Here is a 25,577-nt window from a genome sequence, read left to right as displayed (position 1 = left end):
ATAATTTTAAAATAAGAGTAAAAATTTTTATTGCTTAAAAAATTGGTATTTATAATAGAGGGGGAATTATTTTGCATATTTTGATGTTATCTGATAATAGAATTACAGAATATATTGAAGGCATAGATTTAAAAAATAATGAATATATAATGTTATGTAATCCAAATGAATTTGACCATATAAGTGGAAATATAGGTATAAATATTAGTTCGGATATAGATAAATTTAGTTTTACTGAATATGTGAATAATGGGAAATATTATGATACAATAAAACTTTCTATGCTAATATTTAGAGAAAATAAAGTTACGACAGAAATAATAGAATTGTATGTATCAGATAAATATATAGTGATAGTCACAGATGAAGATAATTTTATGTATAAATCCATTTTAAAAGCGATGAATAATAAAATTCTCTTAGAGAATGATTCAAACATATCGTTATGCTTAATGAACCAGTATATAATAAGGTTATTTATTACAAAAGAATTTGAATTTGTTGAAAAACTTGAGGAAATGATACTGGATTTAGAGGATGAAATGATGGAGGAAGTATTTCATTGTCATATTGAACAAATAAATGAATTAAGAAATATAGCAAGAAGCGCGGTAAAAATAACAAGACCTCTTATATATATAGCAGATAGTGAGAACAGTGAAAATATGAGATATCTGAAAATGAATCGAGGAAATGAATCTGGGAATATATTTGAAATAAATAGTATAGATTTCAGTGTGGATAAATTATATGAGTTTTCGTTAAGTACAAGAGAAATGGCAGATAGGCTTTTGGATATATATTCGTCTAAGGTAAATGAAAAAACAAATTCTATGATTACCAAACTTACAGCTCTTACAGCTATATGTGCACCAATTACTATAATTACGGGCATTTATGGAATGAATTTCAGATATATGCCGGAACTCAGATGGTTATATGGTTATCCTATGTCATTATGTGTAATGATAATTATTGCTATTATAGCCATACATATACTTAGAAAAAATAGAATGTTATAGGAGGTAGATTTGTGAATTTATATATAAAACCAGGAGTTTTAAATGGATGTGTAAAAATACCGTCATCAAAAAGTTTTGCTCATAGATCGATAATGTGCGCGGCTTTTTCAGAAAACGAGTGTATTATAGATAATGTATCTATATCTGATGATATAAAAGCAACTATTGAGGCTGTAAAGTCTCTTGGAGCAGAGGTAGATATATTTGATCATTATATAAAAATAAAAGGTCTATTTTTGAATAAGATAAAAGATAATTTATCTAAGGACAAACTGAATATAATAGATTGTAACGAGTCAGGTTCAACACTTAGATTTATGATTCCTGCAGCTTCTGTAGTAAACAAAAGAAATTGTTTTATAATGAGAGGGAATTTGGGGAAAAGACCGCTAGATGTATACTTTGATGTATTTGAAAAAAGTAATATAAAATATAAATATGAAAAGAATGAATATGGAGAGGATACACTTGTCACAGATGGATTTATAAAGCCTGGAGAATACACTATACCAGGAAATATAAGCTCTCAGTTTATAACAGGTCTTCTTTTTACGCTACCTCTTTTAGATGGAGATTCTATATTGAATGTAACAGGAACTATAGAATCAAAAAGTTATATATCTATAACACTTGAAGTTTTAAAAGATTTTGGTATAGAAATTGAAAATATAGATTTTAAGAAATTTATAATAAAGGGAAATCAGAGATATTCAAAAGATAGATACAGTGTCGAAGGGGATTTTTCACAGGGAGCATTTTTCCTTTGTGCTGGAGCAATCGGTAATAGTATATCTGTTGAGGGTTTGAAGGAAGAATCTATTCAAGGAGATAGAATAGTAATAGACATACTTAAAAATATGGGTGCATCAATAAATATAGATAGAGAAGGTATAAATATGTATACTAATTCAGAACTTAAATCCACTATAATAGATGCATCGGATTGTCCGGATATTATACCTATCTTATCTGTATGTGCATCTGTTGCAAATGGAAAAACAGAAATAATAAATGCTGGAAGATTAAGAATTAAAGAATGTGATAGACTACATGCGGTATGTTCTGAACTATCAAAACTTGGAGCTGATATTACAGAAAAGGAAAATAGTATAATTATAACTGGTGTAAACTCTCTTAAAGGTGGATGTGAAGTATGGAGTCATAAAGATCATAGAATCTGCATGATGCTGGCAATAGCAGCAACTTTATGTGAAGAAAAAATATATATCAGAGATGTTGAATGTATTTCAAAATCTTATCCAAACTTTTTTGATGATTTCAAAAAACTGGGAGGTATTATCTATGAGTAGTATATGGGGAAGAAATATAAAAATATCTGTTTTTGGAGAATCACATGGTCCAGCAATAGGAGTAACTATAGATGGAATTTTACCAGGAATTAAACTTGATATGGATTATATTAATAAACAGATGGAAAGAAGACGTCCTGGAAAAAACAGAATGTCTACATCAAGAAATGAAAGTGATTCAGTAAATATAATAAGTGGCTTATTTGAAGGAAGAACGACAGGAACACCTTTATGTGCTATAATAAAAAATTCAGATAAAAAGTCAGGGGATTATCGGAGAACGAAAAATATATTCAGGCCTGGGCATGCGGATTATACTGGATATGTAAGATATAGAGGATTTAACGATTATAGAGGTGGTGGACATTTTTCTGGAAGATTAACTGCTCCTATAGTATTTGCAGGTACTGTATGCAGACATATTCTAAATCAGTACGGAATAAAAATATCGTCACATATAAAATCGATAAAGAATATAAATGATAAATCATTTTTACAGGAAGAGATAGACTGTAATCGAATGGATAGGCTTATAAATTCAGAATTTCCAGTTATAGATCAGAGTGTAGAATCAGGTATGAAAGAGATAATATATAAAGCAAGAGAAGAGGGTGACTCTGTAGGCGGAAAAATAGAATGTATTGTTACAGGAATTTCTGCAGGAATAGGAGATCCTATGTTTGAATCAGTGGAATCTGTAATCTCACACATAATGTTTTCTATACCTGCAGTAAAGGGAATAGAGTTTGGAGAAGGATTTATGATGAGTGAAAAATATGGTTCTGAATGTAATGATGCTATTTATGCAGATGAGAATGGGGAAATAAAACTTCTTACAAATCGAAACGGTGGAATCAATGGAGGAATTACAAATGGAATGCCTATTTTATTTACAGTAGCTGTAAAACCAACTCCTTCCATATCAAAAGTACAGAAAAGTGTAAATATAGAAACTATGGATAATGAAGAAATATCTATAAAGGGAAGACATGATCCATGTATTGTCCAAAGGGCAATACCCGTTGTGGAGTCAGCAGCTGCAATAGCCGTTCTTGATATGCTTCTTGAAGCAGAAAAAATAAAGGGAGGAATGAATTATGTGTAACCCCAATAAAATAAATATTGAAACATCTCTTGATAAATATAGAGAAGAAATAGATTTGATTGATTCACAGATTATAAATCTTTTTGAACAAAGAATTGAAGTTGCAGTAAAGGTTGCAGAATATAAAAAAGAAAATAAAATGAATATACTTCAAGGGAAAAGAGAAGAGGAAGTTATAAAAAAAGCCTTATCGGAATTAAAAAATATGGAGTATTCAGAATATGCGAAAGAACTCATGAATCTACTCATGAATATAAGTAAAGAAGTACAAAAGGACAAAATAAAATAATAATTTAACTAAGGAACATATCATGAGAGAAAAAATAAAAAAAATACCTGTTTATATATCATGTATATCATATTTATATTTTATATTAACTTATTTTGTCATGAATAGAGTAGCTTTCAGCTTTTTCTTCTTTATATTGGGTACTCTCTTAATGGTATACTACTATCTGTTTAAGTTGATTGACGGAAAGAAGGGTATAAAAATGCTTATAAATATTATTATATCAGTATTTCTTATCATGTTTTCTTTTGTAGAATTTAAAATAGTATCCTACCCGAAAGAAACTACAACTAAATCAGATTATATTATTGTTCTAGGAGCGAGAGTTGTAGGTAAGGAGCCAGGGCTTACATTAAAGGGAAGACTTGAACGGGCATGTGAATATGCAACAAAATATAATAACAAATGCAAAATAGTAGTTTCCGGGGGCAAAGGAGACGGAGAGAGAATATCTGAAGCGGAAGCAATGAAGAGATATCTTGTATCCAAGGGAATAGATGAAAATAGAATTATAAAGGAAGATAAATCAGTAAATACACAACAGAATTTTTTATTTTCGAAGGATAAAATAGAGAATGATTCCAATAAAAGCATATCAAATATAAAAGTAACTGCTGTCACTACAGATTTTCATACATTTAGAAGTTCATTATATGCAAAAAGAGCAGGATATAAAGAAATTTCATTTTTTACTCGGAGTTCTGAAAAAATACTTATCCCTGTAATGTATACCAGAGAATTTTTTGCAGTTATAAAAGCATATACAATTGCTGCAATTTAAAATAAGCTTATAAAAATAGTCCATCATTATTTAGATATAAGTAATGATGGACTATTTTATTTCAGAATTTTTATTTTATCTTATTGATTTAGCTTCTAATCTATATATTTTCATTCCCATGGACATAAATTTATCCTCGTATTCTGTAGTAACATTTCCCTCGAAATCACTTTCTGCAAGATTAAGAGATATATTTTTAAGCATCCATCCATTCTGAGAAATTTCGTTTAGGCTGAATTCAAAGAGTTTCTCATTATCTGTTTTAAAGTGTATTTCTCCATTACTGTCCAGGCATTTTCTATATCTTTCAAGAAAACCTGAATGTGTAAGTCTTCTTTTTGCCCATCTGTTTTTTGGCCATGGATCACAGAAATTAATATATATTCTTGAAAGTTCACCCTCAGCAAAATAGTCAGTAAGCTTCTGAACATCTCCCCATATAAAAAATATATTTGTAAGATTATTTTCAACGGCCTTTCTTACAGCGTGAAGAAGAACCTCCTCCTTTATTTCCATTGCAATAAAATTTATATTAGGGTTGTTCTTGGCTAGTGTTGTTATAAATTGTCCCTTACCAGTACCAACTTCTATATATATAGGATTATCATTTTTAAACTTTTCATGCCATTTACCAGACATAGCTTCTATATTGTCTCTAAAAACATAATCGGTATAACTAAGAAGCTTTAAATCTGCTCCTTTTTTCTTTCTTCTTCTCATAAATTTCTCCTGTTCTGATTTATTTTCACTAATTATATTACCACGAATAAAGACAATAAAAAAGACCGGAAAATCCGGTCATAGAATCAAATTTAACTACAGCAGCCTGAACAACCACCATTACAATCGCAAGACTGACCTGCCATTGATTCAGGTATAACTCTGAATCCAAATCCAGTATCTTCTATAAGAATATCTCCATAGACTTCATATTCTTTGTTGCTCATAATAAATTTAAGTCCATCTGTTTCAAAAGATATATCACCATCTTCTATTTCATCCAAAGCTAAGCCAAATGATGGTCCACTACATGCAACACCCTGGAAAAAAATTCTTATATTAGATGGTTTATCCTGATTTTCTTCTAGTATGGATTTTAAAGTCTCTATAGCTGTTTCTGGAATTGTTACTTTCATTTTATATCCTCCCAAATATTTATTATATATAAATTATATCATCAAGGGACATAAATAAAGAAATAGTCAATATCTATATGTATATAACAAAAAACAATTAAAACCATAAAAAAAGAACCGGTAAATCCGGTTCATAATTTTTATATTAGCTGCAGCATCCTGAGCAACCGCTGTTACAGTCACAAGACTCTCCAACCATTGATTCAGGAACAACTTTAAATCCAAATCCAGTATCCTGTATAACTATATCTCCATAAGCATCAAATTCTTCCTGACTCATTATGAAGTTAAGTCCATCAACCTCGTGAGTTAGGTCTGATTCTTCTAACTGATCTAAAGCTAGACCAAAAGATGGACCGGCTCAACCCATTCCCTGGAAAAATACTCTTATGTTATTTGGTTTATCCTGATTTTCTTCTAGTATAGATTTTAGTGTTTCCACTGCTGTTTCTGGTACTGTTACTTTCATCTATGTTATCTCCTTTCGATTTATTATATTAAATATCTATATGATTGTTATAATGTATAGATACCCACGATGGATAACTCTAAACATCATGTACTAACTTATTATATCACAGTATAGAAAAAAATAATAAACAAATTGAGATAATAAGAAAAAAACTATTAATATTTACGGTATAAGCAGACTTTTCTGATTTTTAAATATTTTAAAAATTAATTATATCTTGATTTATTATTAATAAATACAAAAAAATATATATAAAACTTTTGTAACAAAGGAATACACCTGCTATCTTTTATGATATAATAGTATTAGATTATAATGATAATAGAATATAGGAGGATTATACATGTTTGAAAATAAGAAAACAGTTATATTTGAGACTTTAGGTCTTATACTTGGATGTATTTCAATGAGTGTTGGAATAAATGCATTTCTAAAGCCTCATACAATAGCTCCAGGTGGACTTAGTGGACTATCAGTAGTTCTTAATAAGGTAACAGGTGTAAATGTTTCTGTAATTATGCTTGTAATATGTGTTCCACTTATACTTTGTACAATAAAAATAATGGGAATGAAAACCTCAATGAAAACATTGTTCGGTACAGTTGTTTTCTCAATTATACTACAGCTTACAGATGGACTTTCAAGAATGAATCTTGCAAATGATGTATTACTTTCAGCTCTTGCAGGTGGGGTGCTTGTTGGGCTTGCTCTTGGAATAATGTTCAAGGCGGATGCTTCTACTGGAGGAACAGATCTTATAGCACTTGTTCTTAGTAAGAAATTTCCTAACTTAAAACCGACACAGTTTATGAGTTGTTTGGATGGTTTAGTAGTTATATCTTCTGGGATAGTAAATCATAGTATAGAAACAGCTCTTTATTCTGGAGTTGCTCTTCTTGTTATTGTAAAAATTGCTGATATTGTCATGGAAGGATTTGAAAGTTCTAAAGCATATTTTATAATCAGCGAAAAACCTGAAGAGCTTAGAGCTCGTATAACAGCTGATCTTAATAGAGGTCTTACTATATTTAATGCAAGAGGCGGATATACAAATAATGACAAAGACGTTTTTCTTGTTGTATTAAATCAGAAAAGACAGGAAACAGCACTTAAAAGATTAGTGAAACAGGTAGATTCTACCGCATTTTTAATAGTCACAGATGTTCACGAAGTTCTTGGAAATGGATTCAAAGAAATCCAATAAATATTTTTAGACAAAAGGCATAGTTATTAACTATGCCTTTGTTTGTAATATTAAATAATCAGTATTTATTCATGAGAATTCTTGTATGAATCCTTAATTTCAGAAGGAAGTTTTTCGGGTATCATATCAACAACATCTTCTTCGTTTCCAAAACGAATAGCTTGTTCGTAATACCAGCATTTAAATTTAATCATATCCAAAACTTTATTCATATGTTTTATTTCTTCTTCAACTATTTCCTTTTGATTTTTAAATAATTCAAGACGTTTCGAATAACTCTTTGGACCCTCAAGACATAAATCCATAAATTTTTTTATATCTTTTATCTCCAGCCCCGATTTTTTAAGACAATTTATTACTCTGATAGCTTCTATTTCATTTTCTGTAAATTTTCTAATACCGGATTCTCTCTCCATGTGTGGAAATAACCCCTGTTTATCATAATATCTAAGTGTAGAGATTGGAATATTAAACATTTCTGAAATCTGACCGATAGTATACATGAAAAACCTCCTAATAAATTTGTTGAAAAGTATTGACCTAAAGTCAGCTTTATGTCTTATCGTTAATATATCAGAAAAGAAAAAACAAATCAATAGAAGGGAAGTATTTGACAATGAAAAAAATATTAATAATTTCTTCATCACCAAGAAAAAATGGCAATTCAGAGCTTCTTGTAAAAGAATTTGCAAATGGAGCATTAGAAAAAGGTAACCAAGTGGAAACAATATATTTAAGAGAAAAACAGTATTCATTCTGTAGAGGATGTCTTGCATGTCAAAAGATCAAACATTGTGTGATAGATGATGATGCAGTAGAAATCGCATCAAAAATGCACGATTCGGATATTATTGTTTTTGCAACACCAGTTTATTATTATAGTGTTTCAGGACAGTTAAAAACGATGCTTGATAGAGCAAATCCTTTATTTGGAACAGATTATAAATTTAATGATATATATATTTTAGCAACAGCAGCTGAAAATGGAACAGGAACCTTTGATGGCGTAGAAAAAGCTATTCAGGGATGGGTAGATTGTTTTGAAAGAGCAAAAATATCAGGAACTGTATTTGCAGGGGGTGTAAACGATATAAACGACATCAAAGGTAATGAAATTCTTAAACAGGCATATGAGCTAGGAAAAACAGTATAAAACTGAGGAGGTATAAAAATGGAAAATATTAATATAACAAAAGATTGGGATAAGACATTTGAAAAATCGGAAAAAGTAAATCATAAAAAAGTACAATTTCATAACAGATATGGAATTACACTTACTGCTGATATGTATATACCAAAAGATATTACTGAAAAACTTCCAGCAATAGCAATAAGTGGACCTTTTGGTGCTGTAAAAGAACAATCATCAGGGATATACGCACAGACAATGGCAGAAAAAGGTTTTTTAACTATAGCGTTTGATCCATCTTTCACAGGAGAAAGTGGTGGAAATCCAAGATATGTAGCTTCTCCGGATATAAATACAGAGGACTTTTGTGCTGCGGTTGATTTTTTATCTACATATCCTGATGTTGATCCAGAACGTATAGGAATTATAGGAATATGTGGATGGGGTGGAATGGCAATAAATGCGGCAGCAATTGATACGCGTATAAAAGCCACTGTAGCATCCACAATGTATGATATGTCCCGTGTAAATGCAAAAGGATATTTTGATAGTGAAGATAGTGAAGAACAAAGATATCAGAAGAAAAAATTTATGAATGAGCAAAGAACAGAAGATTATAAAAAAGGAAGTTATGCTCTTGCGGGTGGAGTTGTTGACCCTCTTCCTGAAAATGCGCCACAATTTTTAAAAGATTATTATGATTATTATAAAACTGAACGAGGTTATCATATACGTTCTCTTAACTCAAATAATGGATGGAACATTACATCGTCTCTTTCATTTATAAATATGCCAATACTACAATACTGTGATGAAATACGTTCAGCAGTATTACTTATTCATGGAGAAGAGGCTCATTCTTGTTATTTCAGCAAGGATGTATTTAAAAAACTCAAAGGTGATAATAAGGAATTATTGATTATACCTGGAGCTAATCATGTAGATTTATATGATCAAAAGGAAATTATACCATTTGACAAAATGAAGTCTTTCTTTGATGAGTATTTAAAATGAAGAGTATAATTATAAGTTCAATACTAATTTTATTTATGATTCTATTTTCGGGATGTAAAAATTTAGAGGATAATTCAGATATTGAAAAAACTAATTCAAAAATAATATCAGATGGAGGAAAAGAGATGGATTATATAGATAACCTTCATATGCTTATTGATGGAAAAAAAGTGGATATATTATGGGAAAATAATAAAACTGTTAAAGAGATAGCTATGTATGCTAAAAGCAAAAGAATAAAAATAAAAACTTCAAAGTATGATAATTTCGAACAAGTAGGCAAACTACCAAAAACCTTTAACAGTGATGATAAACATATGAAAGCCAGTCCTGGAGATATTGTTTTGTATTCAGGAAATCAATTGGTACTTTTTTTCGGTAACAATTCATGGAGTTATACAAAATTAGGTAAAATTTCAGGCTTTTCTAATAAAGAATTAACAGATTTATTAGATGATGATGAAAAAATAATAGAAATTTATTTTGAATAAATACCACATATAAATAAAAATGCGACATCATTAAAAAGTGATGTCGCATTTTTATTTATATTGTAAGGCTAAAATATAGCATTTCTTTTTCTCATAGAGTAAAGTGCCCGAACGATTATTATTGAAGATATGGAATAAAGAATAATTCTTAAGTGTATAACTGATATTCCAAAGAAAGTTGCTCCAATACCAGCAGATGGAAGTATAGCAAGAATAGCTGATATAACAAGTAGTACTGGATTTACAACAACCTGTTTATCTGTCCTGAAAATTAGTATTTTACCTGCCCATATAAAAATAAGAATAACAAATATTATTCTCATGATAAATTCTATTGTAGCTGCCAACATAGACACCTCCTGAAAAATAATTGCGTTATTAGAAAGTATACTAGATTAAATAAAAATATACAAGTATTACATAAATAAGATTATGTGATGGAGATAATATTAATTTATAGTATTGACAGAATTAGATAAATCTTTTATCATACCTGAATATATGATATAATATTATAACCAGGTAATAATACTAAGGAGGAAAAATATGAATTTTAGTGAAATAAAGGATCTGCTTAGAGTTATAGATTCTACAGACTTGAAATATGTAAAAATAGAAAATAATGAAATGAAAATAGAAGTATCAAAAGAAGGGATGATTTCTTCTGTATCAGATAATAATAAATCATCAAAAGTAGAAAATAATGAATATATAGAGAAAGAATCAGAATATATACCTAGTGCTGAAAAAGAAATAGATGTATATGAAAATGATGATAATATATTTACAGTATTATCTCCTCTTATGGGAACATTCTATACTTCGCCAGGGCCTGATGCACAGCCTTTTGTAAAGATAGGAGATCATGTAAAAACAGGTGATTCATTATGTATACTTGAAGCAATGAAGCTTATGAATGAAATTAAAAGTGATGTAGATGGAGAAATAATTGATATTCTTGTAGAAAATGAATCTCTGGTTGAATATAATCGGCCACTTTTTAAAATAAGAACGTCAAAATAGGAGGTATAACTTTGATTAAAAAAATATTAATTGCAAATAGAGGAGATATAGCAGTAAGAATAATCAGAACCTGCAAAGAAATGGGAATAAAAACTGTTGCTATATATTCAGAAATAGATAAGGATTGCTTTCATAGATTTATAGCGGATGAATCTATCTGCATAGGTCCAAATAATATAAATAAAAGTTATAACAACATAGATAATATAATATATCTTGCACAAAAACTTAAATGTGATGCTATACATCCCGGATTTGGATTTTTATCAGAAAATCCTGAGTTCGCTGAAAAATGTGAGGAAAGCGGGATAATTTTTATAGGGCCAACAAAAGAACAGATGCTACTTATGGGAGATAAAGCAAAGGCAAGAGAAACTATGGTAAAAATAGGGGTTCCAGTAGTACCAGGTTCTGACTCTGTAATTAAATCAAAAGAAGAGGCCAGAAATGAAGCTGATAGAATAGGATATCCTGTTATTATAAAAGCCTCAGCCGGTGGCGGCGGAAAAGGAATGAGAATTGTTTCATCTGAATCAGAAATAGATAACGCATTTGATATGGCATCATCAGAAGCTCTTTCTGCATTTGGAAATGGCGATTTATATATGGAAAAATTCATAGAGAATCCAAGACATATAGAAGTTCAGGTGTTTGGAGATAAGTATGGAGAAGCAATTCATCTAGGAGATAGAGACTGTTCTATGCAGAGAAGAAATCAGAAGGTTATAGAGGAATCTCCTAGTCCTTATTTAAACAAAGTGGAGAGAGATAAACTTTATAAAACAGCGGTTAATGCTGTAAAAGGCGTGGGATATGCAGGAGCAGGTACAGTAGAATTTATAGTAGATAAAAATAAAAATTTTTATTTTATAGAAATGAACACTAGAATACAGGTTGAGCATCCTGTCACAGAAATGGTTACAGGACTTGATTTGATAAAACTTCAGATACAGATTGCTTCCGGCGAAAAAATGCCTATAAAACAGGAGGATATTATATTCAGAGGACATGCAATCGAATGCAGAATAAATGCTGAAAATGCACGGCTTAATTTTGCTCCTTGTCCAGGAACAATTGATGAAATAAACGTGCCTGGTGGATTTGGAGTGAGATTTGACACATTTGTTTATTCCGGATATACAATTCCACCTATCTATGATTCAATGATAGGAAAACTTATTTGCTGGGCTGATACAAGAGAAGACTGTATAAGAAGAATGGACAGAGCGTTGGACGAAATAATAATAGAAGGTATTAAAACAAATATAGATTTTCAGAGTGCACTTATAAACAGTGACGGATTTGTTAATGATACACACCATACAAAGTATATAGAAAATGAATTTTTAAAGTATTTCAGTGCAGAATAGAGGTGTAAGTAATGCTGAAAAAATTTCTATCTTCGACTGCAAAAGAAGATAAATACACTACTGTGAAAAAAATGGCTGAAAAGAATTTGGAAGACCATGATAATTTTATAAATGATAACTTTGCTCAGAATAGTGTCGATGATCAATTTTGGATTGTATGTGAAGGTTGTGGGAAAAGAATTTTCAGAAAAAATTTCAAAGAAAATCTTTACGTATGTCCGGAATGTGGTAAGCATCATAGACTAAAAGCAAGAAAAAGAATAGATCTTATAATAGATAAAGGAAGTTTTATAGAAATAAATAGTAAATCAGAATTTAAGGATCCATTAAAATTCCCTGGATATAAGGAAAAGATAGAAAAATACAGAGAATCTTCAAAAGAAGATGAATCGGTTATAACAGGAGCCGGAAGAATAAATGGGATAAGAACAGTACTTTGTGTTATGAATCCTGAATTTATGATGGGAAGTATGGGTTCAGTGACTGGTGATAAAATTACTTTTGCTATGGAATTTGCAGCAGAACATAATATGCCTGTTATAATATGTACTGCATCTGGAGGAGCTAGAATGCAGGAAGGGCTTGTTTCTCTTATGCAAATGGCAAAAACTTCGCGGGCTGCAGCAAAACTTTCGGAAAAAGGTCTTCCATATATTGCTGTGCTTACTGATCCTACAACAGGTGGTGTTACAGCAAGTTTTGCTATGCTTGGAGATATAATAATATCTGAACCTGGAACTCTTATAGGATTTGCAGGAAAGAGAGTAATAGAGCAGACAATAAAACAGAAATTACCTGAAGGTTTCCAGTCTGCAGAATTCATGCTTGAACATGGATTTTTGGATATGATTGTTGAAAGAAAAAATATGAAAGAAGTTCTTTACAGAATACTTTCTATGCATAAAGTAGATAATTAGATGCGAAGGAGGAAGTATATGTCTGATTTGGATAAAAAAATAGAAGATATAAAACGTGATATTGATAAGCTTATAGAAATATCAGAGTCAAACAATATAGATTTATCGGATAAAATAGATACACTTAGACAAAAGCTTGAAGTAGTAAAAAAAGAACGGATTGAAAATATAACTCCATACGATAGAGTAAGTATAAGTAGAGATATAAAAAGACCTGGAACTCTTGATTATATAAAGAGAATATCATCATTTTTTATGGAACTTCATGGAGATAGATTGTTTGGCGATGATCCTGCCCTTGTAGGGGGCCTTGCTCAAATTGGAAAGTACAATGTAACTTTTATCGGTCACCAGAAAGGAAATGACGTAAAGGAAAATATAAAAAGAAATTTTGGTATGGCAAATCCTGAAGGATATAGAAAAGCTCTTAGATTGATGAAACAGGCGGAAAAGTTTAAAAGACCTATAGTAACATTCATAGATACTTCTGGAGCATATTGTGGACTTGGAGCTGAAGAAAGAGGTCAGGGGGAAGCAATCGCAAGGAACCTTATGGAAATGAGTACATTAAAAGTTCCTGTTATATGTATAGTCACAGGAGAAGGTGGCAGTGGAGGAGCTCTTGGAATAGGTGTAGGAAATGATGTATGCATGCTTGAAAACTCAGTTTACTCTGTAATATCACCTGAAGGACTTTCAAGTATATTATTCAAAGATTCATCAAAATCAAAAGAGGCATGTGATGTTATGAAGATGACAGCCGGAGATTTATATACACTTGGTATAATAGATCAGATAATAAAAGAGCCTGTTGGTGGTGCTCAAATGGATGTAGATTCAGTTGCCGAAAAAATCAAAAAATATATATTGGATAAACTTGAAATATATAGCAAAATGAGTGGAGATGAACTTGCTGCTCATAGATATAATAAGTTCAGAAAGATAGGAATGTATTTCTAGTAAATTACCATATGTGCTGTAAGCTGATGATTCATAAGATTGAAAAAATACTTATCCAAGTGTTATAATCATATAGTCAAATGAATTGCTTATCAGAAAGGAGGTACATATGGTAAATCTTTTTTTTGAAGGACTGTTTAATTCTATTTATTTTATAGTCGGTATATTTATTTTAGGTCTTATACTTAATCTTATTGAAGATAAAAATATATATTATCTGCAACAGGGTACCGGGAAAAAGGGTCTTCTTATAACAGGAATTATAGGTGTTCCAGTACATGAATTAAGCCACTATATTACATGCAGAATATTTCTGCATAAAGTTGAATCAGTCGAATTATTTAGGCCATCTGCATTGAAAAACGATGGAGTATTAGGAAGAGTTGTACACTCTAGAGAAAAAGGCAATATTTATAAAATGATAGGGGACTTTTTTATAGGGACAGCTCCTGTGATAATAGGAAGTATTATAATATATAGCCTTATAAGGCTGTATCTTGGAAGTGAAGCTGAGATTTTTGATATGATTGTCAACATAGATAAGAGTATAAATATGATAGAAAGCAGAGAAATTGTAAAATTTATTCTACATATTTTGACAGCTGGCATAGACACAATGTTTCTTATCCTAAAATCACCATCATTAAAAAGTATACAGGGAATACTGATTCTTTTTTCAGTATATTCTATATCGATACATCTTTCTTTAAGTAAAAAAGATATTGAAAACAGTATAAATGCATCTTTTATAGTTGCTTTAATAATAATTATTCTGACTGTAGTACTGGGGTACTTTGGATTTAACTTTGGAGAGATATTTACAAAATCAGTAACATATCTTTTTATGATTATGACAATGTGTATAGTAATATGTATTCCTTTTACTGCTGTTTCGATAATTATTTCGTATATTGGAAGTGCAATAAGAAGAATATTTTAATTACAAAAAGAGGCTTTTAGGCCTCTTTTTATTTATCTGGTATTAGTTTTCCGGTTTTTATATTATCTAGAATATTCATTTCACTGTTTGATTTTACGATTTCAATTAGTTTTTTTGCTGATTTATTAAGACGTTTATTTTTATGATATACTACAGAAAAATCTCTTTTCCATTCATTAGAAGAATTTTTTATTACATACAGGCTTCCTTCTTTTATCTCCTTTTCGAGAATTCTGGCAGAAACAACAGCAACACAATTATTTCTAAGGATAATATTCTTTATTGCACTTGGGCAGTTAACCTCCCATGAAGTTTTAATTTTAAGATTGTTTTTTTCCATGAAATTTTCAAAAAGTTCTCTTGTACCACTGCCTTTTTCTCTCATAACAAAATAGGCATCTTCAAGTTCACTGTATTTAATAATATCCTTATTTGCAAAAGTATGAGATGGTGAACATGCTAGAACCAGAAAATCATCGACCTCAGGTATAACAATAAGATCTTTATTTTTTATATTACCTTCAACAACGGCAATATCTATTTCTGATGATAGAAGCATTTCTTCTATATTTTTTGTATTATTCATATATATAACTGTTTCTATTTCTGGATCATATTTATTTATTTTATCAATAACATCGGATATGAAATTTGTTCCTACAGTTATAGTAACACCGATTTTTATCCTTTTTATCTGTTTTTCAGCAATCATTTCTTCCTCAAGTGCATCAAACTCAGAGATAACTCTTTTGGCATATTTTAATAGCTTTTTGCCGGATTCAGTTATATAAAGTTTTTTAGAAACTCTTTCAAACAGGAGAAGTCCATAATAATTTTCCATTTCTTTTATAGCCTGACTTACAGCTGGCTGTGAAATATAGAATTTTGAAGCTGCAGCACTCATTTTTCCTGTTTCAGCAACAGTTATAAATATTTTAAGGTGTCTAATAGTCATTATATTTTCCTCCTGAATTTGAATATAGATATTATATATTAATGATAAATCATAATCATAAACCTTTCAATATATCTATTTTATATTTAAAATATAGATGACATATACTATAATATATAAGTATTAGTTATATTTATTATAATCTATATAAACTTTAATTTATTTCACTAAAGTGGTATATTATACATATGTGTTATTTTAAAAACTATTTATTGGAGGAATACTATGGCGACATTAACAATAAGCAAAGCTGACGAAACTAGAGTAAAAGGCCTTGGTTTTTTCAGCAATAAAGGAACAGATGAATTTTCAGGAAGAGTAATAACTGTAAACGGTAAAGTTAATTCTGAGCAGCTAAAAAGAGTTGCTGAAGCGGCAGAAAGATATGGAAATGGAAATGTACTTATGACAACAAGACTTACTCTTGAATGTCAGGGTATACCTTTTGAAAATATAGAACCTTTTATGTCTTTTCTTGCAGAGGGAGGTCTTGAAACAGGAGGTTCTGGTAAAAGAGTTAGACCTGTTGTTTCATGTAAAGGTACCACATGTCAGTATGGACTTATAGATACATTTGACCTTTCTGAAAAGATACATGATAGATTTTATACTGGATATCATGAGGTAATGCTTCCTCACAAGTTTAAAATAGCGGTAGGGGGATGTCCAAATAACTGTGTAAAACCTGATCTTAATGACTTCGGTGTAATAGGACGGTTTGTACCATCTGTAAATGAGGATAAATGTAAAGGATGTAAAAAATGTGCAGTAGAGGATGTTTGTCCTATGAATGCCGCATCAAAAGATGGGAATATAGCTGTTATAGATCCTGAAGTATGTATAAAATGTGGAAGATGTTATTCAAAATGTTATTTCAAAGCAATAGATCCTGAAATAAGAGGATATAAAGTATATATAGCTGGAAGATGGGGTAAAAAGATATCTCATGGTAAAATATTAGGAAAGATATTTACAAGCGAGGAAGAAGTTCTTTCTACATTAGAAAAAGCGATTCTTTTATTTAGAGAAAAAGGTAATTTTGGTGAGAGATTCGCTGAGACAGTTGAAAGATTAGGATTTGAAACAGTAGAAAAAGAACTTTTAAGCGATGAAATTCTATCAAGAAAAGATGAAATTTTAAAAAGAGAAATAAGTAAATAATAGAAGCAAATAAAAAATGACAGATAAAATAAAATCTGTCATTTTTTATTATTGATATATGTTTATTTTAATTAACTATTGATTCTATCATACTACATCTTATTTTTTCAGCAAGTTCTATAGTTTTACATCTTGGATTTTCAATATGTTCGACTACAGGTTTAAGAAATTCAACACAAACATCCTTTGAGTTTATCTTTCCATAGGGCTGATATCCTTCATAAGTATCCTTTGAATTTTTTATCGCAACAGGAACAATAGGACATTTTGCTTTATATGCTATTTTTAAGGCTCCTGCTTTAAAATCGGATATTATAGCCGAATTATCTTTTACCCATGTAAGATCTCCCTCGGGGAAAATAGCCATATACTGACCATTTTTTATGTTCTCAGCAGCTTTTATAATACTTTTCATTCCTTCCCTGTTATTTTCTCTATTCATATAGACACATTTTACTAAAGAAGCCCATTTTCTTACTATGGGAATATTTCTCCAAACAGGCTCATCAGCTATTACACACCCAAATGGTTTTTCAATGCTTGCCATAAGAATAAATCCATCAAGCATACTCGAATGATTAGCAACAAATAAGGCTGGTTCGTCAGGAATGTTTTCACGTCCTTTTATATCTAGATTTATTTTTACTCTTTTGAGAGATTTTTTTGCATGTAAATTAAGAAATCTGGATTTATCTTCTTGTGAATATTTATCTGGAGAAGATTTAAATATACTAAGCGGTATCAATGAAAATATAAATCCTACTATCTGTGTAATTGCAAATTTTATGTAATTAAACATAATATTTTCTCCTTTTATATAATCATATTAATTATTTGTTATAGAAAATAATATAATATTGATTAGAATTTATCGTGAAAATAATGTAAATTTTAGCAATTAAAAAACCGTGTTTTTTATTAACACGGTTTTTTAATAATAAGAATTAATGAATTGATTTTATCTTTTCAGCTATATTAGTAGAGTGATCTGAAACCCTCTCAAGATTCGATAATATATCAAGGAAGAATACACTTGTATCTACAGTACATATTCCTCTGTTGAATCTATTAAGATGATCATTTCTATATTTTTTCACAAGAGCATTTACTTCTTTTTCTCTCTCCATTATATCATCAAATAACGAATCATCCTCAGAATTTATATATTCTATAGCAGTTGAAAAGTTTTTAAATGCTGTGTTATATACTGTCTTTATCTCATCAAGTCCACTTTCTGAAAATCTACTGTCAGAGTCTATAAGATTTTTACCTATTTCAACAATATTTTTAGCATGGTCTGAAACTCTTTCAATGTCGTTTACTATATGGAAGTAGTTATCAGCCCGTATTCTTTCATTACTATTCATATTAGTATTTGAAAGTTTTAAAAGATAATTAAGAATATTTCTATGAAGCATATTTACTGTATTTTCATATTTGAAAACTCTGTCAAATGCTTTTGGATCAGCATCTATTACTGAAGATATTGAACTAGAAAGAGATTTCTCAGATTTTTCTCCCATACGAAGAATTTCTTTAAGTGCATTTCCTAGAGCTATTGATGGAGTTTCAAACATTCTTTCGTCAAGATATTTAGTAGTATTTTCAGTAGCAAGTTCAACTTCTTCTTCTTTGATTGGGACAAGTCTTTCTGCAAGTTTAACTATATATTTAGAGAAAGGAAGAAGTATAACCACATTTGTAAGGTTAAATAAAGTATGAGCATTTGCTATCTGTCTTGCTGTATTTTCTGGGTCAAGATGCTGAACTATCATCATTATAGGTTTGTTAAGTACAAGCATGAAAAGAATAGTTCCTATAACGTTGAATGAAAGGTGCATTACTGCAGCTCTCTTTGCGTTACGGCTTGCTCCTAAACTTGATATAAGTGATGTAACACATGTTCCTATATTATCTCCGTAAAGTATAGGAAGTGCAGCTGTAAGAGGAACAAGCCCCTGAGATGCAAGTGCTATAAGCATACCCATTGATGCAGAAGAACTCTGTACTATACCAGTTATTGCAAATCCTGCAAGTATTCCAAGTACAGGGTTTTTACTTAAATATAAAAGTGCATTTCTGAATGATTCATACTCTGATAAAGGTTCCACTGCATTTTTCATAAATTCCATACCTATAAAAAGAAGACCAAAACCAATCAGTATTTCCGCTATCTGCTTAGTTTTTTCTTTAGAAGTGAACATATAAAAAACAATACCTATACCAAGAGCTATAGGAGCTACATCCTCAAGACTGAATGATACAAGCTGTGCTGTAACAGTTGTACCTATATTTGCTCCCATTATTACCCCTATGGCCTGAGAAAGTGTCATTATTCCGGCGTTTACAAATCCTACAACCATTACTGTAGTTGCAGAAGAACTCTGAATGATACCTGTAACAACAGTACCTACAAGAACTCCCATTACAACGTTGCTTGTAAGCATTTCAATTATTTTCTTTAGTTTGCTTCCTGCGGCTTTCTGAAGTCCTTCACCCATAACTGTCATTCCGTAAAGGAACATTCCAAGACCACCCATTAATGTAATTGCTATTTCCATTTTTTCCTCCTGAAATAAATATATTTGATACCTAATTTGTTAACGTTTCACACGACTATATAAGAATATCAAATTGTATCTTATATTAGATTAAATAATAGTTAAGATAATGTTAAAACTATGTAAAAATATTTAAAATTGATTAAAATTGTTAACCTCTCAAATTACAACCATTGAAATTACTTGCTTTTAGTATAAAATGAAATGTTAAGAATATTAAAATTATATTAATAACGTATGAGCAAAAAAGTTTATATAAAGGTATACAAGTGTATATATAGGAACAATATTAAATATTTATTATTAAAAGTCATATAGACTTTACAATTACCTTGTATTAAAATATTAATGTAGGTATTAAACATATGCCAAATAGTAACATAATTGGAGGGAATACTAATGTCAAATTGCAGTAACTGTCCATCAAAAGGGACTTGCAGCAGCAGTACAAAAGAAAGCTGTGCAATAGAAAATAATCCAAAAAACAATATATCAAAAATCATAGGTATAATGAGTGGAAAAGGTGGGGTAGGTAAGTCTACTGTAACAGCTCTTATAGCCAATGAACTTGCAAAAGAAGGATACTCAGTAGGAATACTTGATGCTGATATAACAGGACCTAGTATACCAAGACTTATGGGTGTAAAAGATGCCAAAGCTATGAGTGACGGTAAAAATATATATCCAGTTGTAAACTCAAATGGTATAAAACTTATGTCAATAAATCTTATGATGGATGATGAAAATGAACCAGTAATATGGAGAGGACCTATACTTGGAGGAGTTGTTAAACAGTTCTATTCAGATGTTATATGGGGAGAACTTGATTATCTTCTTATAGATATGCCTCCTGGAACTGGTGATGTAGCTCTTACAGTTATGCAGAGTATACCAATAAGTGGTACTGTAATGGTTTCAATTCCTCAGGATCTTGTATCTATGATAGTAGCAAAAGCTGTAAATATGGCGAAAAAAATGAATATACCTGTATATGGTGTAGTTGAAAATATGAGCTATATAGAATGCCCTGATTGTGGTAAAAAAATAAAACTATTTGAAGGAGAAGAAACAGATAGTTTTATGAAAAAACATAATCTTGAATTATTAGGGGAATTCCCTATGAGTAAAGCTATAATAGATATAACTCAGAATGGAGTTTCTGAAACAGATGAAAAAATATCTTCTATAGTATCATCTATAATATCAAAAATAAAATAGTTTTTAAGGACCGGTATACCGGTCCTTTTATATAAATGGAGGTGTTTTAATGGACTGGAATCATATTCCAAAGATAGAACTACACTGTCATCTTGATGGAAGTGTTAGACCCGAAACAATAATAGAACTTGCAAAGAAGAAAGAAATAAAAATTCCATCGTATAACTTAGATGAGATAAAAGAAAAATTGATAGCTCCCGAAGAATGTGATTCACTTGATGAATACCTTAAAAGATTTGACTTACCTCTTAAAGTTATGCAGGATAGTGAAAGTATAAATAGAATAACATTTGAATTACTTGAGGATGCAGTATTTGAGAATGTAAAATATATTGAAATAAGATTTGCACCAGTATTGCATACAAATGGTGGGCTTTCACAGGAGGAAGCTATAAAAGCAGTTGAAGAAGGTATTTTAAAGGCGGAAAAATACTTTAATATAGAAGCTAATATAATAGTTTGTTGTATGAAACATTTAAGTGAAGATGAGGCCATAAAAACTATAAAAGCGGCAAAGAATTCTAACTGTAAAAAAGTGAAGGCGATAGATTTAGCAGGTGGAGAAGATGAAGGCTTTGCAGATAAGTTTATAAATGCTATGGATTATGCGTATAAAGCAGGATTTCATATAACAATACATGCAGGAGAAGCTGCTGGTTGGAAAAATGTAATTGACTCAATAAAAAAACTTCATGCAGAAAGAATAGGTCATGGTGTTAGAATAATAAAAAATAAAGATGCTATGGATTATGTAAAAGAAAATAATATAATGCTTGAAATATGTCCTACAAGTAATGTTCAAACGAAAGCTGTAGAGAATATAGAAAGCCATCCAATAAAAAAAATAATAGATTATGGTATCCCTGTATCTTTAAATACAGATAATAGAACAGTATCAAATACATCTGTTGGAAAAGAAATATCATTATGTTCTGAAGTATTTGATATGAATACAATTGATTTTCTTAAAATATATCTGGATTCAGTAAAATATTCTTTTGCAGAGGAATCCACAAAAGAAAAATTAATATCTATTATAGAAAAAAACTATCCCGAAGCATTGAAATATAGATAATATAAATAGTTATTACCTTTATATAAGTGATAAAATTATTAATGTAAATAGAAATTCATATAATTTATATCTGTATAAACAGGTATATTTAGGAGGTAGTATGTATAGTATAGGTGTTGATTCAGGATCAGTTGCCACTAAAGGTGTTTTATTTGATGGAGAAAAAATAATAAAAAAAATAATTGTTCCTACAGGTTGGAGCCCAATGACTACAGCAAGGGAAGTTTATGAACAGCTAAAAGAAGGTATTGATGAAAATGAAATAAAAAAAGTAGTCGGTACTGGTTATGGAAGAGGCGTGATGGATTTTGCAGATAAAAAAGTTACTGAAATAACATGTCATACAAAAGGTATACATTTTATAAACAGTAATGTCAGAACTATTCTTGATATAGGAGGTCAGGACAGCAAGGTTATAAATTTAGACTCTGATGGAAATGTTACAAACTTCCTTATGAATGATAAATGTGCGGCGGGTACAGGAAGATTCCTTGAAGTTACTTCAAATATACTTGGAAGTGATATAACAAAAATAGATGAACTTGCAGCAGGAAATGAACCTGTAAATATATCAAGTATGTGTACCGTATTTGCTGAGTCTGAAATAGTAAGTTTGCTTGCTCAAAACGTATCTACAGGTCAGGTAGCAGCGGGGATACTTAAGTCAATAGCTAATAAATCTACCTCTATGTTATCAAGAGGAGAAATTGTTGATACGATAGCTTTTACAGGTGGTCTTGCAAAAAGTAAGGAATTAGTTAAAATGATAAGCAATATTTTGGGAAAAGATATCTTTCTTGCAGAAGATACACAGATAATAGGAGCTTTAGGAGCTGCTGTTATAGGATATGGTAAAAGATAAATCAAAAGATGGCAGTTTATTTACTGCCATTTTTTAATTTAAAAAAATATAATATTCATAGAAATAATTTTTTTGTGGTGATATAATTTATAGGAGATTGTATTATCTTTTGAAAAGAGGGTGAAAGTATGAGAATAAGAAGAGTAAAAGATATAAAATCTGTTAGTTGTACAAAATTTCTGAGTATGTATGAGCTTAAATACGAAAATAAAGTAAAAAATACTAAAACATGGATGTTAGCTTCTAGAAAAGATGAGAAAACTCTTAGAGACATATATTTTAACAAAAAAGAAGACAGTGCAGATGCTGTAGTTATAGTTGCTGTACATGAGGATTTAGACAAACTTGTAATTATAAAAGAATATAGAGTTCCAATTAATGATTATGTATATTCTCTTCCTGCAGGACTTATAGATCCGGGAGAGGATATTTATAATTCTGTAAAGAGAGAACTTTTTGAGGAAACCGGTTTAAATCTTGTATCCATAAATAGTGATGAAAGCATTGATAAAGTGTATCTCTCTCCAGGTATGACAGATGAATCATGTGCATTTGTATACTGCAAATGTAACGGAGAAGTAAGCAAAGATTTTCTTGAAGAAAATGAAGATATAGAAACTTTTCTTATAGATAAAAAAGAAGCTGAAGAAATGCTAAAAAGTAATAGAAAAATGGATGTAAAAGCATATTTAATTCTTCAAAGGTTTGTGTATGGAAAATTATAAAACAGGATTTTATACATACATAATAAGATGTGCAGATAATAGTCTTTATACAGGATATACTACTGATATAAAAAGAAGAATAAAAGAGCATAAAAAAGGTATAAATTGTAAGTACACAAAAAGTAGAAAGTATAAATCATTGGAAGCATTGTTTTTGTCTGAAAGCAAATCAAATGCTATGAAATTAGAAGCTTTTATTAAGCAGATGAGTAGAAATAAAAAACTTTTAATTATAGAAAACCCAGAACTGTTAGTAAAAGATTTTATGAATAAAAAAAACATAGAAATAGTATATATTGATAAAAATAATATATTGACAGGCTAAAAAAAACAGTAATATAATAAATATTATTATTGATATATTTTGGAGGAAATGAATGAATATAATAGTTGCTTGTACAGGAGGATTATCTACATCTATACTTGTAGATAGAATGAAAAAGGAAGCTGAATCAAGAGGAATAGAATGTTCTATAGAAGCTATAGGAAAACCGGAAATAGATAAAAAGATAGAAGAAGCTGATTTTGATGTTATGCTTTTAAGTCCGCAGCTTGCTGCATATGAATCAGAAATAAAAGAAAAAGCATCAGAAAATATGGTTATAGAACTTATTGATATGGTAAAATTTGGATCTTGTGATGGTCATGCCACTTTAAATCTTGCTCTTGAACTTTGTGGAAAATAAATTGATCTATAAATAGTTGACTAATAAAAGCTTGGTATACAATAATACTAGGCTTTTTATTATTATATGAAAAATAGTGATTATGAGAATACAATTATATTAAATTTATATTCTTATTTTATTAGAGTATTGACTATAGAGGGAATGATGATTATAATTTATATATGATAATAAAAATCACTTTTAAAAAGGAGATGGTAGATTGTTTCACGGAAAATTGACCATTGCAAATAGAGAAAAACTTACTTCAATAATATTGGAAGAACTTAAAAATAAAGGATATAGGATAACCTTTCAAAGAAAACTGATATTAGAGACAATACTAGAAGAAGATAGCTTAGTTATAAAAGAAATATATTATTCATCAAAGAAGAAGGATAGAAGTATAGGTCTTGCTACAGTATATAGATTTATAAGAATACTTCAGGAGGCTGGTATAATAGATGAAAATGAGAAATTTACATTTTCTGAACCAGATATTTACAATATATGTAGCAGATGTGAGGTTGTCCTTTCTACAGGTGAGATTATAGAGCTTGAATGCTGTGATTTAAAATTGGTAATGAAAAAGTTTCTTATAGATAAAGGATATGACGAGAATCTTGAAATTAGATGTATAAACACTAATTTATAATATTTTATAACCTAAATATTACATTTCTGTAACTTTACCTTCTGGGTGTACTATGCATATAATACACTTAGAAGGTAATTTTTTATGTCTTCTATTAAAAAAGATATTTATGACAAAAGTGTACTATGCACATAATACACTTTGGGGCGAAAGGAGGATCTATGTATTTTACAATCGATTCATCATCTCCTATATATCTTCAGATTATAAAATATATAAAAAGACAAATTATAATAGGAGAACTTAAACCTGGGGATGAAATTCCTTCGAGAAGGGAGATGGCGTCATCAATGAAAATAAATCTTAACACTGTTCAAAAGGCATATAAAGAGATGAATAATATAGGTCTTATTGTTACCTATAAAAATCATCAGAGTAGTATAACTACTGACAATAGAATTATATCTGCTCTAAAAGAAGAACTTATAAGCGAATCACTGAAGAGTTTTATACAAGAAATGAAATCTATCAATGTATCTAAAGAAGAAGTAATTCAGATTATAGATAAATTTTATGATAAATAAAAGTGGAGGATAT

The 25,577-nt window shown here is 29.9% G+C and carries 31 protein-coding genes; 23 read left to right on the top strand and 8 right to left on the bottom strand.

Features of this window, described 5'->3' with window-relative positions; genetic code table 11:
- Positions 1-71: 71 nt before the first annotated feature.
- The 5 genes from EXD82_RS05065 (at position 72) to EXD82_RS05045 (ending at position 4,507) form a co-directional block, all read left to right on the top strand.
- A complete protein-coding gene (locus EXD82_RS05065; RefSeq protein WP_142535831.1) occupies positions 72-1,022 on the top strand; it encodes a magnesium transporter CorA family protein in 951 nt (316 codons plus the stop codon).
- 11 nt (positions 1,023-1,033) lie between these two features.
- The gene (gene aroA, locus EXD82_RS05060) at positions 1,034-2,332 is read left to right on the top strand and encodes a 3-phosphoshikimate 1-carboxyvinyltransferase (RefSeq protein ID WP_142535830.1); all 1,299 of its coding nucleotides are present in this window, start codon (positions 1,034-1,036) and stop codon (positions 2,330-2,332) included.
- Positions 2,325-3,437 carry a chorismate synthase gene (aroC, locus tag EXD82_RS05055; RefSeq protein WP_142535829.1) on the top strand — a complete coding sequence of 371 codons (1,113 nt, stop codon included), beginning with the start codon at positions 2,325-2,327 and terminating at the stop codon, positions 3,435-3,437. Before aroA ends, aroC begins: the two co-directional genes overlap by 8 nt.
- On the top strand, positions 3,430-3,726 hold the full coding sequence (locus tag EXD82_RS05050; RefSeq protein ID WP_142535828.1) for a chorismate mutase: 297 nt from the start codon (positions 3,430-3,432) through the stop codon (positions 3,724-3,726). Before aroC ends, EXD82_RS05050 begins: the two co-directional genes overlap by 8 nt.
- A gap of 202 nt (positions 3,727-3,928) precedes the next feature.
- Complete coding sequence (locus tag EXD82_RS05045; RefSeq protein ID WP_174919167.1) at positions 3,929-4,507, top strand: YdcF family protein; 579 nt, start codon at positions 3,929-3,931, stop codon at positions 4,505-4,507.
- Positions 4,508-4,582: 75 nt separating this feature from the next.
- Here the strand turns inward: EXD82_RS05045 and trmB are convergent, their stop codons facing one another.
- The 3 genes from trmB to EXD82_RS10495 all read right to left on the bottom strand — a co-directional run bounded on the left by trmB (position 4,583) and on the right by EXD82_RS10495 (position 5,923).
- Complete coding sequence (gene trmB, locus EXD82_RS05040) at positions 4,583-5,227, bottom strand: tRNA (guanosine(46)-N7)-methyltransferase TrmB (RefSeq protein ID WP_142535826.1); 645 nt, start codon at positions 5,225-5,227, stop codon at positions 4,583-4,585.
- Positions 5,228-5,319: 92 nt separating this feature from the next.
- A complete protein-coding gene (locus EXD82_RS05035; protein ID WP_142535825.1) occupies positions 5,320-5,643 on the bottom strand; it encodes an iron-sulfur cluster biosynthesis family protein in 324 nt (107 codons plus the stop codon).
- Between the two features lie 145 nt (positions 5,644-5,788).
- Positions 5,789-5,923 (bottom strand): hypothetical protein, encoded by a 135-nt coding sequence (locus EXD82_RS10495; RefSeq protein WP_281282225.1) that lies wholly within the window; start codon positions 5,921-5,923, stop codon positions 5,789-5,791.
- Between the two features lie 535 nt (positions 5,924-6,458).
- On the opposite strand from EXD82_RS10495, the gene EXD82_RS05025 reads away from it, so the two are divergent.
- Positions 6,459-7,319 carry a YitT family protein gene (locus tag EXD82_RS05025; protein ID WP_142535823.1) on the top strand — a complete coding sequence of 287 codons (861 nt, stop codon included), beginning with the start codon at positions 6,459-6,461 and terminating at the stop codon, positions 7,317-7,319.
- A gap of 65 nt (positions 7,320-7,384) precedes the next feature.
- On the opposite strand, the gene EXD82_RS05020 is transcribed toward EXD82_RS05025, so the two are convergent.
- Positions 7,385-7,822 (bottom strand): MerR family transcriptional regulator, encoded by a 438-nt coding sequence (locus EXD82_RS05020; protein ID WP_142535822.1) that lies wholly within the window; start codon positions 7,820-7,822, stop codon positions 7,385-7,387.
- 113 nt (positions 7,823-7,935) lie between these two features.
- Between EXD82_RS05020 and EXD82_RS05015 the strand changes: the two genes are divergently transcribed.
- From EXD82_RS05015 to EXD82_RS05005, 3 genes are read left to right on the top strand one after another with little or no spacing between them, the layout of a single operon-like run.
- Positions 7,936-8,472 carry a flavodoxin family protein gene (locus EXD82_RS05015; protein WP_142535821.1) on the top strand — a complete coding sequence of 179 codons (537 nt, stop codon included), beginning with the start codon at positions 7,936-7,938 and terminating at the stop codon, positions 8,470-8,472.
- Between the two features lie 18 nt (positions 8,473-8,490).
- Positions 8,491-9,462, top strand: a complete 972-nt coding sequence (locus EXD82_RS05010) for an alpha/beta hydrolase (protein ID WP_142535820.1) — start codon at positions 8,491-8,493, stop codon at positions 9,460-9,462.
- A complete protein-coding gene (locus EXD82_RS05005) occupies positions 9,459-9,953 on the top strand; it encodes a cyclophilin-like fold protein (protein WP_142535819.1) in 495 nt (164 codons plus the stop codon). The genes EXD82_RS05010 and EXD82_RS05005 overlap by 4 nt, the downstream gene beginning before the upstream one ends.
- A 68-nt stretch (positions 9,954-10,021) precedes the next feature.
- Here EXD82_RS05005 and EXD82_RS05000 read toward each other — a convergent pair whose 3' ends face one another.
- Complete coding sequence (locus EXD82_RS05000; RefSeq protein WP_246082009.1) at positions 10,022-10,303, bottom strand: hypothetical protein; 282 nt, start codon at positions 10,301-10,303, stop codon at positions 10,022-10,024.
- 196 nt (positions 10,304-10,499) lie between these two features.
- Here EXD82_RS05000 and accB point away from each other — a divergent pair, with 196 nt between their 5' ends.
- The 5 genes from accB to EXD82_RS04975 all read left to right on the top strand — a co-directional run bounded on the left by accB (position 10,500) and on the right by EXD82_RS04975 (position 15,163).
- Positions 10,500-10,976 (top strand): acetyl-CoA carboxylase biotin carboxyl carrier protein, encoded by a 477-nt coding sequence (accB, locus tag EXD82_RS04995; RefSeq protein WP_142535818.1) that lies wholly within the window; start codon positions 10,500-10,502, stop codon positions 10,974-10,976.
- An 11-nt stretch (positions 10,977-10,987) separates the two neighbouring features.
- Positions 10,988-12,346: an acetyl-CoA carboxylase biotin carboxylase subunit gene (accC, locus tag EXD82_RS04990; protein ID WP_142535817.1), complete on the top strand. Its 1,359-nt coding sequence runs from the start codon at positions 10,988-10,990 to the stop codon at positions 12,344-12,346.
- An 11-nt stretch (positions 12,347-12,357) separates the two neighbouring features.
- The gene (accD, locus tag EXD82_RS04985; RefSeq protein WP_142535816.1) at positions 12,358-13,263 is read left to right on the top strand and encodes an acetyl-CoA carboxylase, carboxyltransferase subunit beta; all 906 of its coding nucleotides are present in this window, start codon (positions 12,358-12,360) and stop codon (positions 13,261-13,263) included.
- Between the two features lie 18 nt (positions 13,264-13,281).
- Complete coding sequence (locus EXD82_RS04980; RefSeq protein ID WP_142535815.1) at positions 13,282-14,223, top strand: acetyl-CoA carboxylase carboxyltransferase subunit alpha; 942 nt, start codon at positions 13,282-13,284, stop codon at positions 14,221-14,223.
- A 109-nt stretch (positions 14,224-14,332) separates the two neighbouring features.
- Positions 14,333-15,163, top strand: coding sequence for a hypothetical protein (locus tag EXD82_RS04975; protein WP_142535814.1), 831 nt, complete (start codon positions 14,333-14,335; stop codon positions 15,161-15,163).
- A 28-nt stretch (positions 15,164-15,191) separates the two neighbouring features.
- On the opposite strand, the gene EXD82_RS04970 is transcribed toward EXD82_RS04975, so the two are convergent.
- On the bottom strand, positions 15,192-16,118 hold the full coding sequence (locus tag EXD82_RS04970) for a LysR family transcriptional regulator (protein WP_142535813.1): 927 nt from the start codon (positions 16,116-16,118) through the stop codon (positions 15,192-15,194).
- Positions 16,119-16,343: 225 nt separating this feature from the next.
- Here EXD82_RS04970 and EXD82_RS04965 point away from each other — a divergent pair, with 225 nt between their 5' ends.
- Positions 16,344-17,279, top strand: a complete 936-nt coding sequence (locus EXD82_RS04965; RefSeq protein ID WP_142535812.1) for a 4Fe-4S dicluster domain-containing protein — start codon at positions 16,344-16,346, stop codon at positions 17,277-17,279.
- A gap of 67 nt (positions 17,280-17,346) precedes the next feature.
- Here the strand turns inward: EXD82_RS04965 and EXD82_RS04960 are convergent, their stop codons facing one another.
- Together EXD82_RS04960 and EXD82_RS04955 are read right to left on the bottom strand one after the other, a co-directional pair.
- A complete protein-coding gene (locus EXD82_RS04960; protein WP_142535811.1) occupies positions 17,347-18,078 on the bottom strand; it encodes a lysophospholipid acyltransferase family protein in 732 nt (243 codons plus the stop codon).
- A 145-nt stretch (positions 18,079-18,223) separates the two neighbouring features.
- Positions 18,224-19,840, bottom strand: coding sequence for a Na/Pi cotransporter family protein (locus EXD82_RS04955; RefSeq protein WP_142535810.1), 1,617 nt, complete (start codon positions 19,838-19,840; stop codon positions 18,224-18,226).
- A 399-nt stretch (positions 19,841-20,239) separates the two neighbouring features.
- Here EXD82_RS04955 and EXD82_RS04950 point away from each other — a divergent pair, with 399 nt between their 5' ends.
- From EXD82_RS04950 to EXD82_RS04915, 8 genes are all read left to right on the top strand, one after another.
- Entirely contained in the window at positions 20,240-21,058 is an 819-nt protein-coding gene (locus EXD82_RS04950) for an Mrp/NBP35 family ATP-binding protein (RefSeq protein ID WP_142535809.1), read from the top strand.
- A 49-nt stretch (positions 21,059-21,107) separates the two neighbouring features.
- Positions 21,108-22,133 carry an adenosine deaminase gene (gene add / locus EXD82_RS04945; protein ID WP_142535808.1) on the top strand — a complete coding sequence of 342 codons (1,026 nt, stop codon included), beginning with the start codon at positions 21,108-21,110 and terminating at the stop codon, positions 22,131-22,133.
- A gap of 100 nt (positions 22,134-22,233) precedes the next feature.
- Positions 22,234-22,995 (top strand): acyl-CoA dehydratase activase, encoded by a 762-nt coding sequence (locus EXD82_RS04940; RefSeq protein WP_142535807.1) that lies wholly within the window; start codon positions 22,234-22,236, stop codon positions 22,993-22,995.
- Positions 22,996-23,123: 128 nt separating this feature from the next.
- Entirely contained in the window at positions 23,124-23,720 is a 597-nt protein-coding gene (locus EXD82_RS04935) for an NUDIX hydrolase (protein WP_142535806.1), read from the top strand.
- Complete coding sequence (locus EXD82_RS04930) at positions 23,707-24,045, top strand: GIY-YIG nuclease family protein (protein ID WP_142535805.1); 339 nt, start codon at positions 23,707-23,709, stop codon at positions 24,043-24,045. Before EXD82_RS04935 ends, EXD82_RS04930 begins: the two co-directional genes overlap by 14 nt.
- A 52-nt stretch (positions 24,046-24,097) precedes the next feature.
- Positions 24,098-24,406, top strand: a complete 309-nt coding sequence (locus tag EXD82_RS04925) for a PTS sugar transporter subunit IIB (RefSeq protein ID WP_142535804.1) — start codon at positions 24,098-24,100, stop codon at positions 24,404-24,406.
- A gap of 202 nt (positions 24,407-24,608) precedes the next feature.
- Positions 24,609-25,040 carry a Fur family transcriptional regulator gene (locus EXD82_RS04920; protein ID WP_142535803.1) on the top strand — a complete coding sequence of 144 codons (432 nt, stop codon included), beginning with the start codon at positions 24,609-24,611 and terminating at the stop codon, positions 25,038-25,040.
- Between the two features lie 161 nt (positions 25,041-25,201).
- On the top strand, positions 25,202-25,564 hold the full coding sequence (locus tag EXD82_RS04915) for a GntR family transcriptional regulator (RefSeq protein ID WP_142535802.1): 363 nt from the start codon (positions 25,202-25,204) through the stop codon (positions 25,562-25,564).
- The last annotated feature ends 13 nt before the right edge of the window (positions 25,565-25,577 follow it).

The sequence above is a fragment of the Peptacetobacter hominis genome (assembly GCF_006861675.1).
Lineage (GTDB): Bacteria > Bacillota > Clostridia > Peptostreptococcales > Peptostreptococcaceae > Peptacetobacter > Peptacetobacter hominis.
This window is presented reverse-complemented; position numbering and strand designations above follow the sequence as displayed.

Coding starts and splice junctions, on each gene's coding strand:
- EXD82_RS04980 (WP_142535815.1), top strand. CDS start 13,282: ATGTCTGATTTGGATAAAAAAATAGAAGATATAAAACGTGATATTGAT.
- EXD82_RS05010 (WP_142535820.1), top strand. CDS start 8,491: ATGGAAAATATTAATATAACAAAAGATTGGGATAAGACATTTGAAAAA.
- EXD82_RS05035 (WP_142535825.1), bottom strand. CDS start 5,643: ATGAAAGTAACAATTCCAGAAACAGCTATAGAGACTTTAAAATCCATA.
- EXD82_RS04960 (WP_142535811.1), bottom strand. CDS start 18,078: ATGTTTAATTACATAAAATTTGCAATTACACAGATAGTAGGATTTATA.
- EXD82_RS04965 (WP_142535812.1), top strand. CDS start 16,344: ATGGCGACATTAACAATAAGCAAAGCTGACGAAACTAGAGTAAAAGGC.
- accD (WP_142535816.1), top strand. CDS start 12,358: ATGCTGAAAAAATTTCTATCTTCGACTGCAAAAGAAGATAAATACACT.
- EXD82_RS04925 (WP_142535804.1), top strand. CDS start 24,098: ATGAATATAATAGTTGCTTGTACAGGAGGATTATCTACATCTATACTT.
- EXD82_RS04930 (WP_142535805.1), top strand. CDS start 23,707: ATGGAAAATTATAAAACAGGATTTTATACATACATAATAAGATGTGCA.
- accB (WP_142535818.1), top strand. CDS start 10,500: ATGAATTTTAGTGAAATAAAGGATCTGCTTAGAGTTATAGATTCTACA.
- EXD82_RS05005 (WP_142535819.1), top strand. CDS start 9,459: ATGAAGAGTATAATTATAAGTTCAATACTAATTTTATTTATGATTCTA.
- EXD82_RS04955 (WP_142535810.1), bottom strand. CDS start 19,840: ATGGAAATAGCAATTACATTAATGGGTGGTCTTGGAATGTTCCTTTAC.
- EXD82_RS10495 (WP_281282225.1), bottom strand. CDS start 5,923: ATGAGTCAGGAAGAATTTGATGCTTATGGAGATATAGTTATACAGGAT.
- EXD82_RS05015 (WP_142535821.1), top strand. CDS start 7,936: ATGAAAAAAATATTAATAATTTCTTCATCACCAAGAAAAAATGGCAAT.
- EXD82_RS04950 (WP_142535809.1), top strand. CDS start 20,240: ATGTCAAATTGCAGTAACTGTCCATCAAAAGGGACTTGCAGCAGCAGT.
- EXD82_RS04970 (WP_142535813.1), bottom strand. CDS start 16,118: ATGACTATTAGACACCTTAAAATATTTATAACTGTTGCTGAAACAGGA.
- EXD82_RS04915 (WP_142535802.1), top strand. CDS start 25,202: ATGTATTTTACAATCGATTCATCATCTCCTATATATCTTCAGATTATA.
- EXD82_RS05025 (WP_142535823.1), top strand. CDS start 6,459: ATGTTTGAAAATAAGAAAACAGTTATATTTGAGACTTTAGGTCTTATA.
- EXD82_RS05050 (WP_142535828.1), top strand. CDS start 3,430: ATGTGTAACCCCAATAAAATAAATATTGAAACATCTCTTGATAAATAT.
- EXD82_RS05020 (WP_142535822.1), bottom strand. CDS start 7,822: ATGTATACTATCGGTCAGATTTCAGAAATGTTTAATATTCCAATCTCT.
- aroC (WP_142535829.1), top strand. CDS start 2,325: ATGAGTAGTATATGGGGAAGAAATATAAAAATATCTGTTTTTGGAGAA.
- EXD82_RS04975 (WP_142535814.1), top strand. CDS start 14,333: ATGGTAAATCTTTTTTTTGAAGGACTGTTTAATTCTATTTATTTTATA.
- EXD82_RS04935 (WP_142535806.1), top strand. CDS start 23,124: ATGAGAATAAGAAGAGTAAAAGATATAAAATCTGTTAGTTGTACAAAA.
- EXD82_RS04940 (WP_142535807.1), top strand. CDS start 22,234: ATGTATAGTATAGGTGTTGATTCAGGATCAGTTGCCACTAAAGGTGTT.
- EXD82_RS05000 (WP_246082009.1), bottom strand. CDS start 10,303: ATGTTGGCAGCTACAATAGAATTTATCATGAGAATAATATTTGTTATT.
- add (WP_142535808.1), top strand. CDS start 21,108: ATGGACTGGAATCATATTCCAAAGATAGAACTACACTGTCATCTTGAT.
- trmB (WP_142535826.1), bottom strand. CDS start 5,227: ATGAGAAGAAGAAAGAAAAAAGGAGCAGATTTAAAGCTTCTTAGTTAT.
- EXD82_RS05045 (WP_174919167.1), top strand. CDS start 3,929: ATGCTTATAAATATTATTATATCAGTATTTCTTATCATGTTTTCTTTT.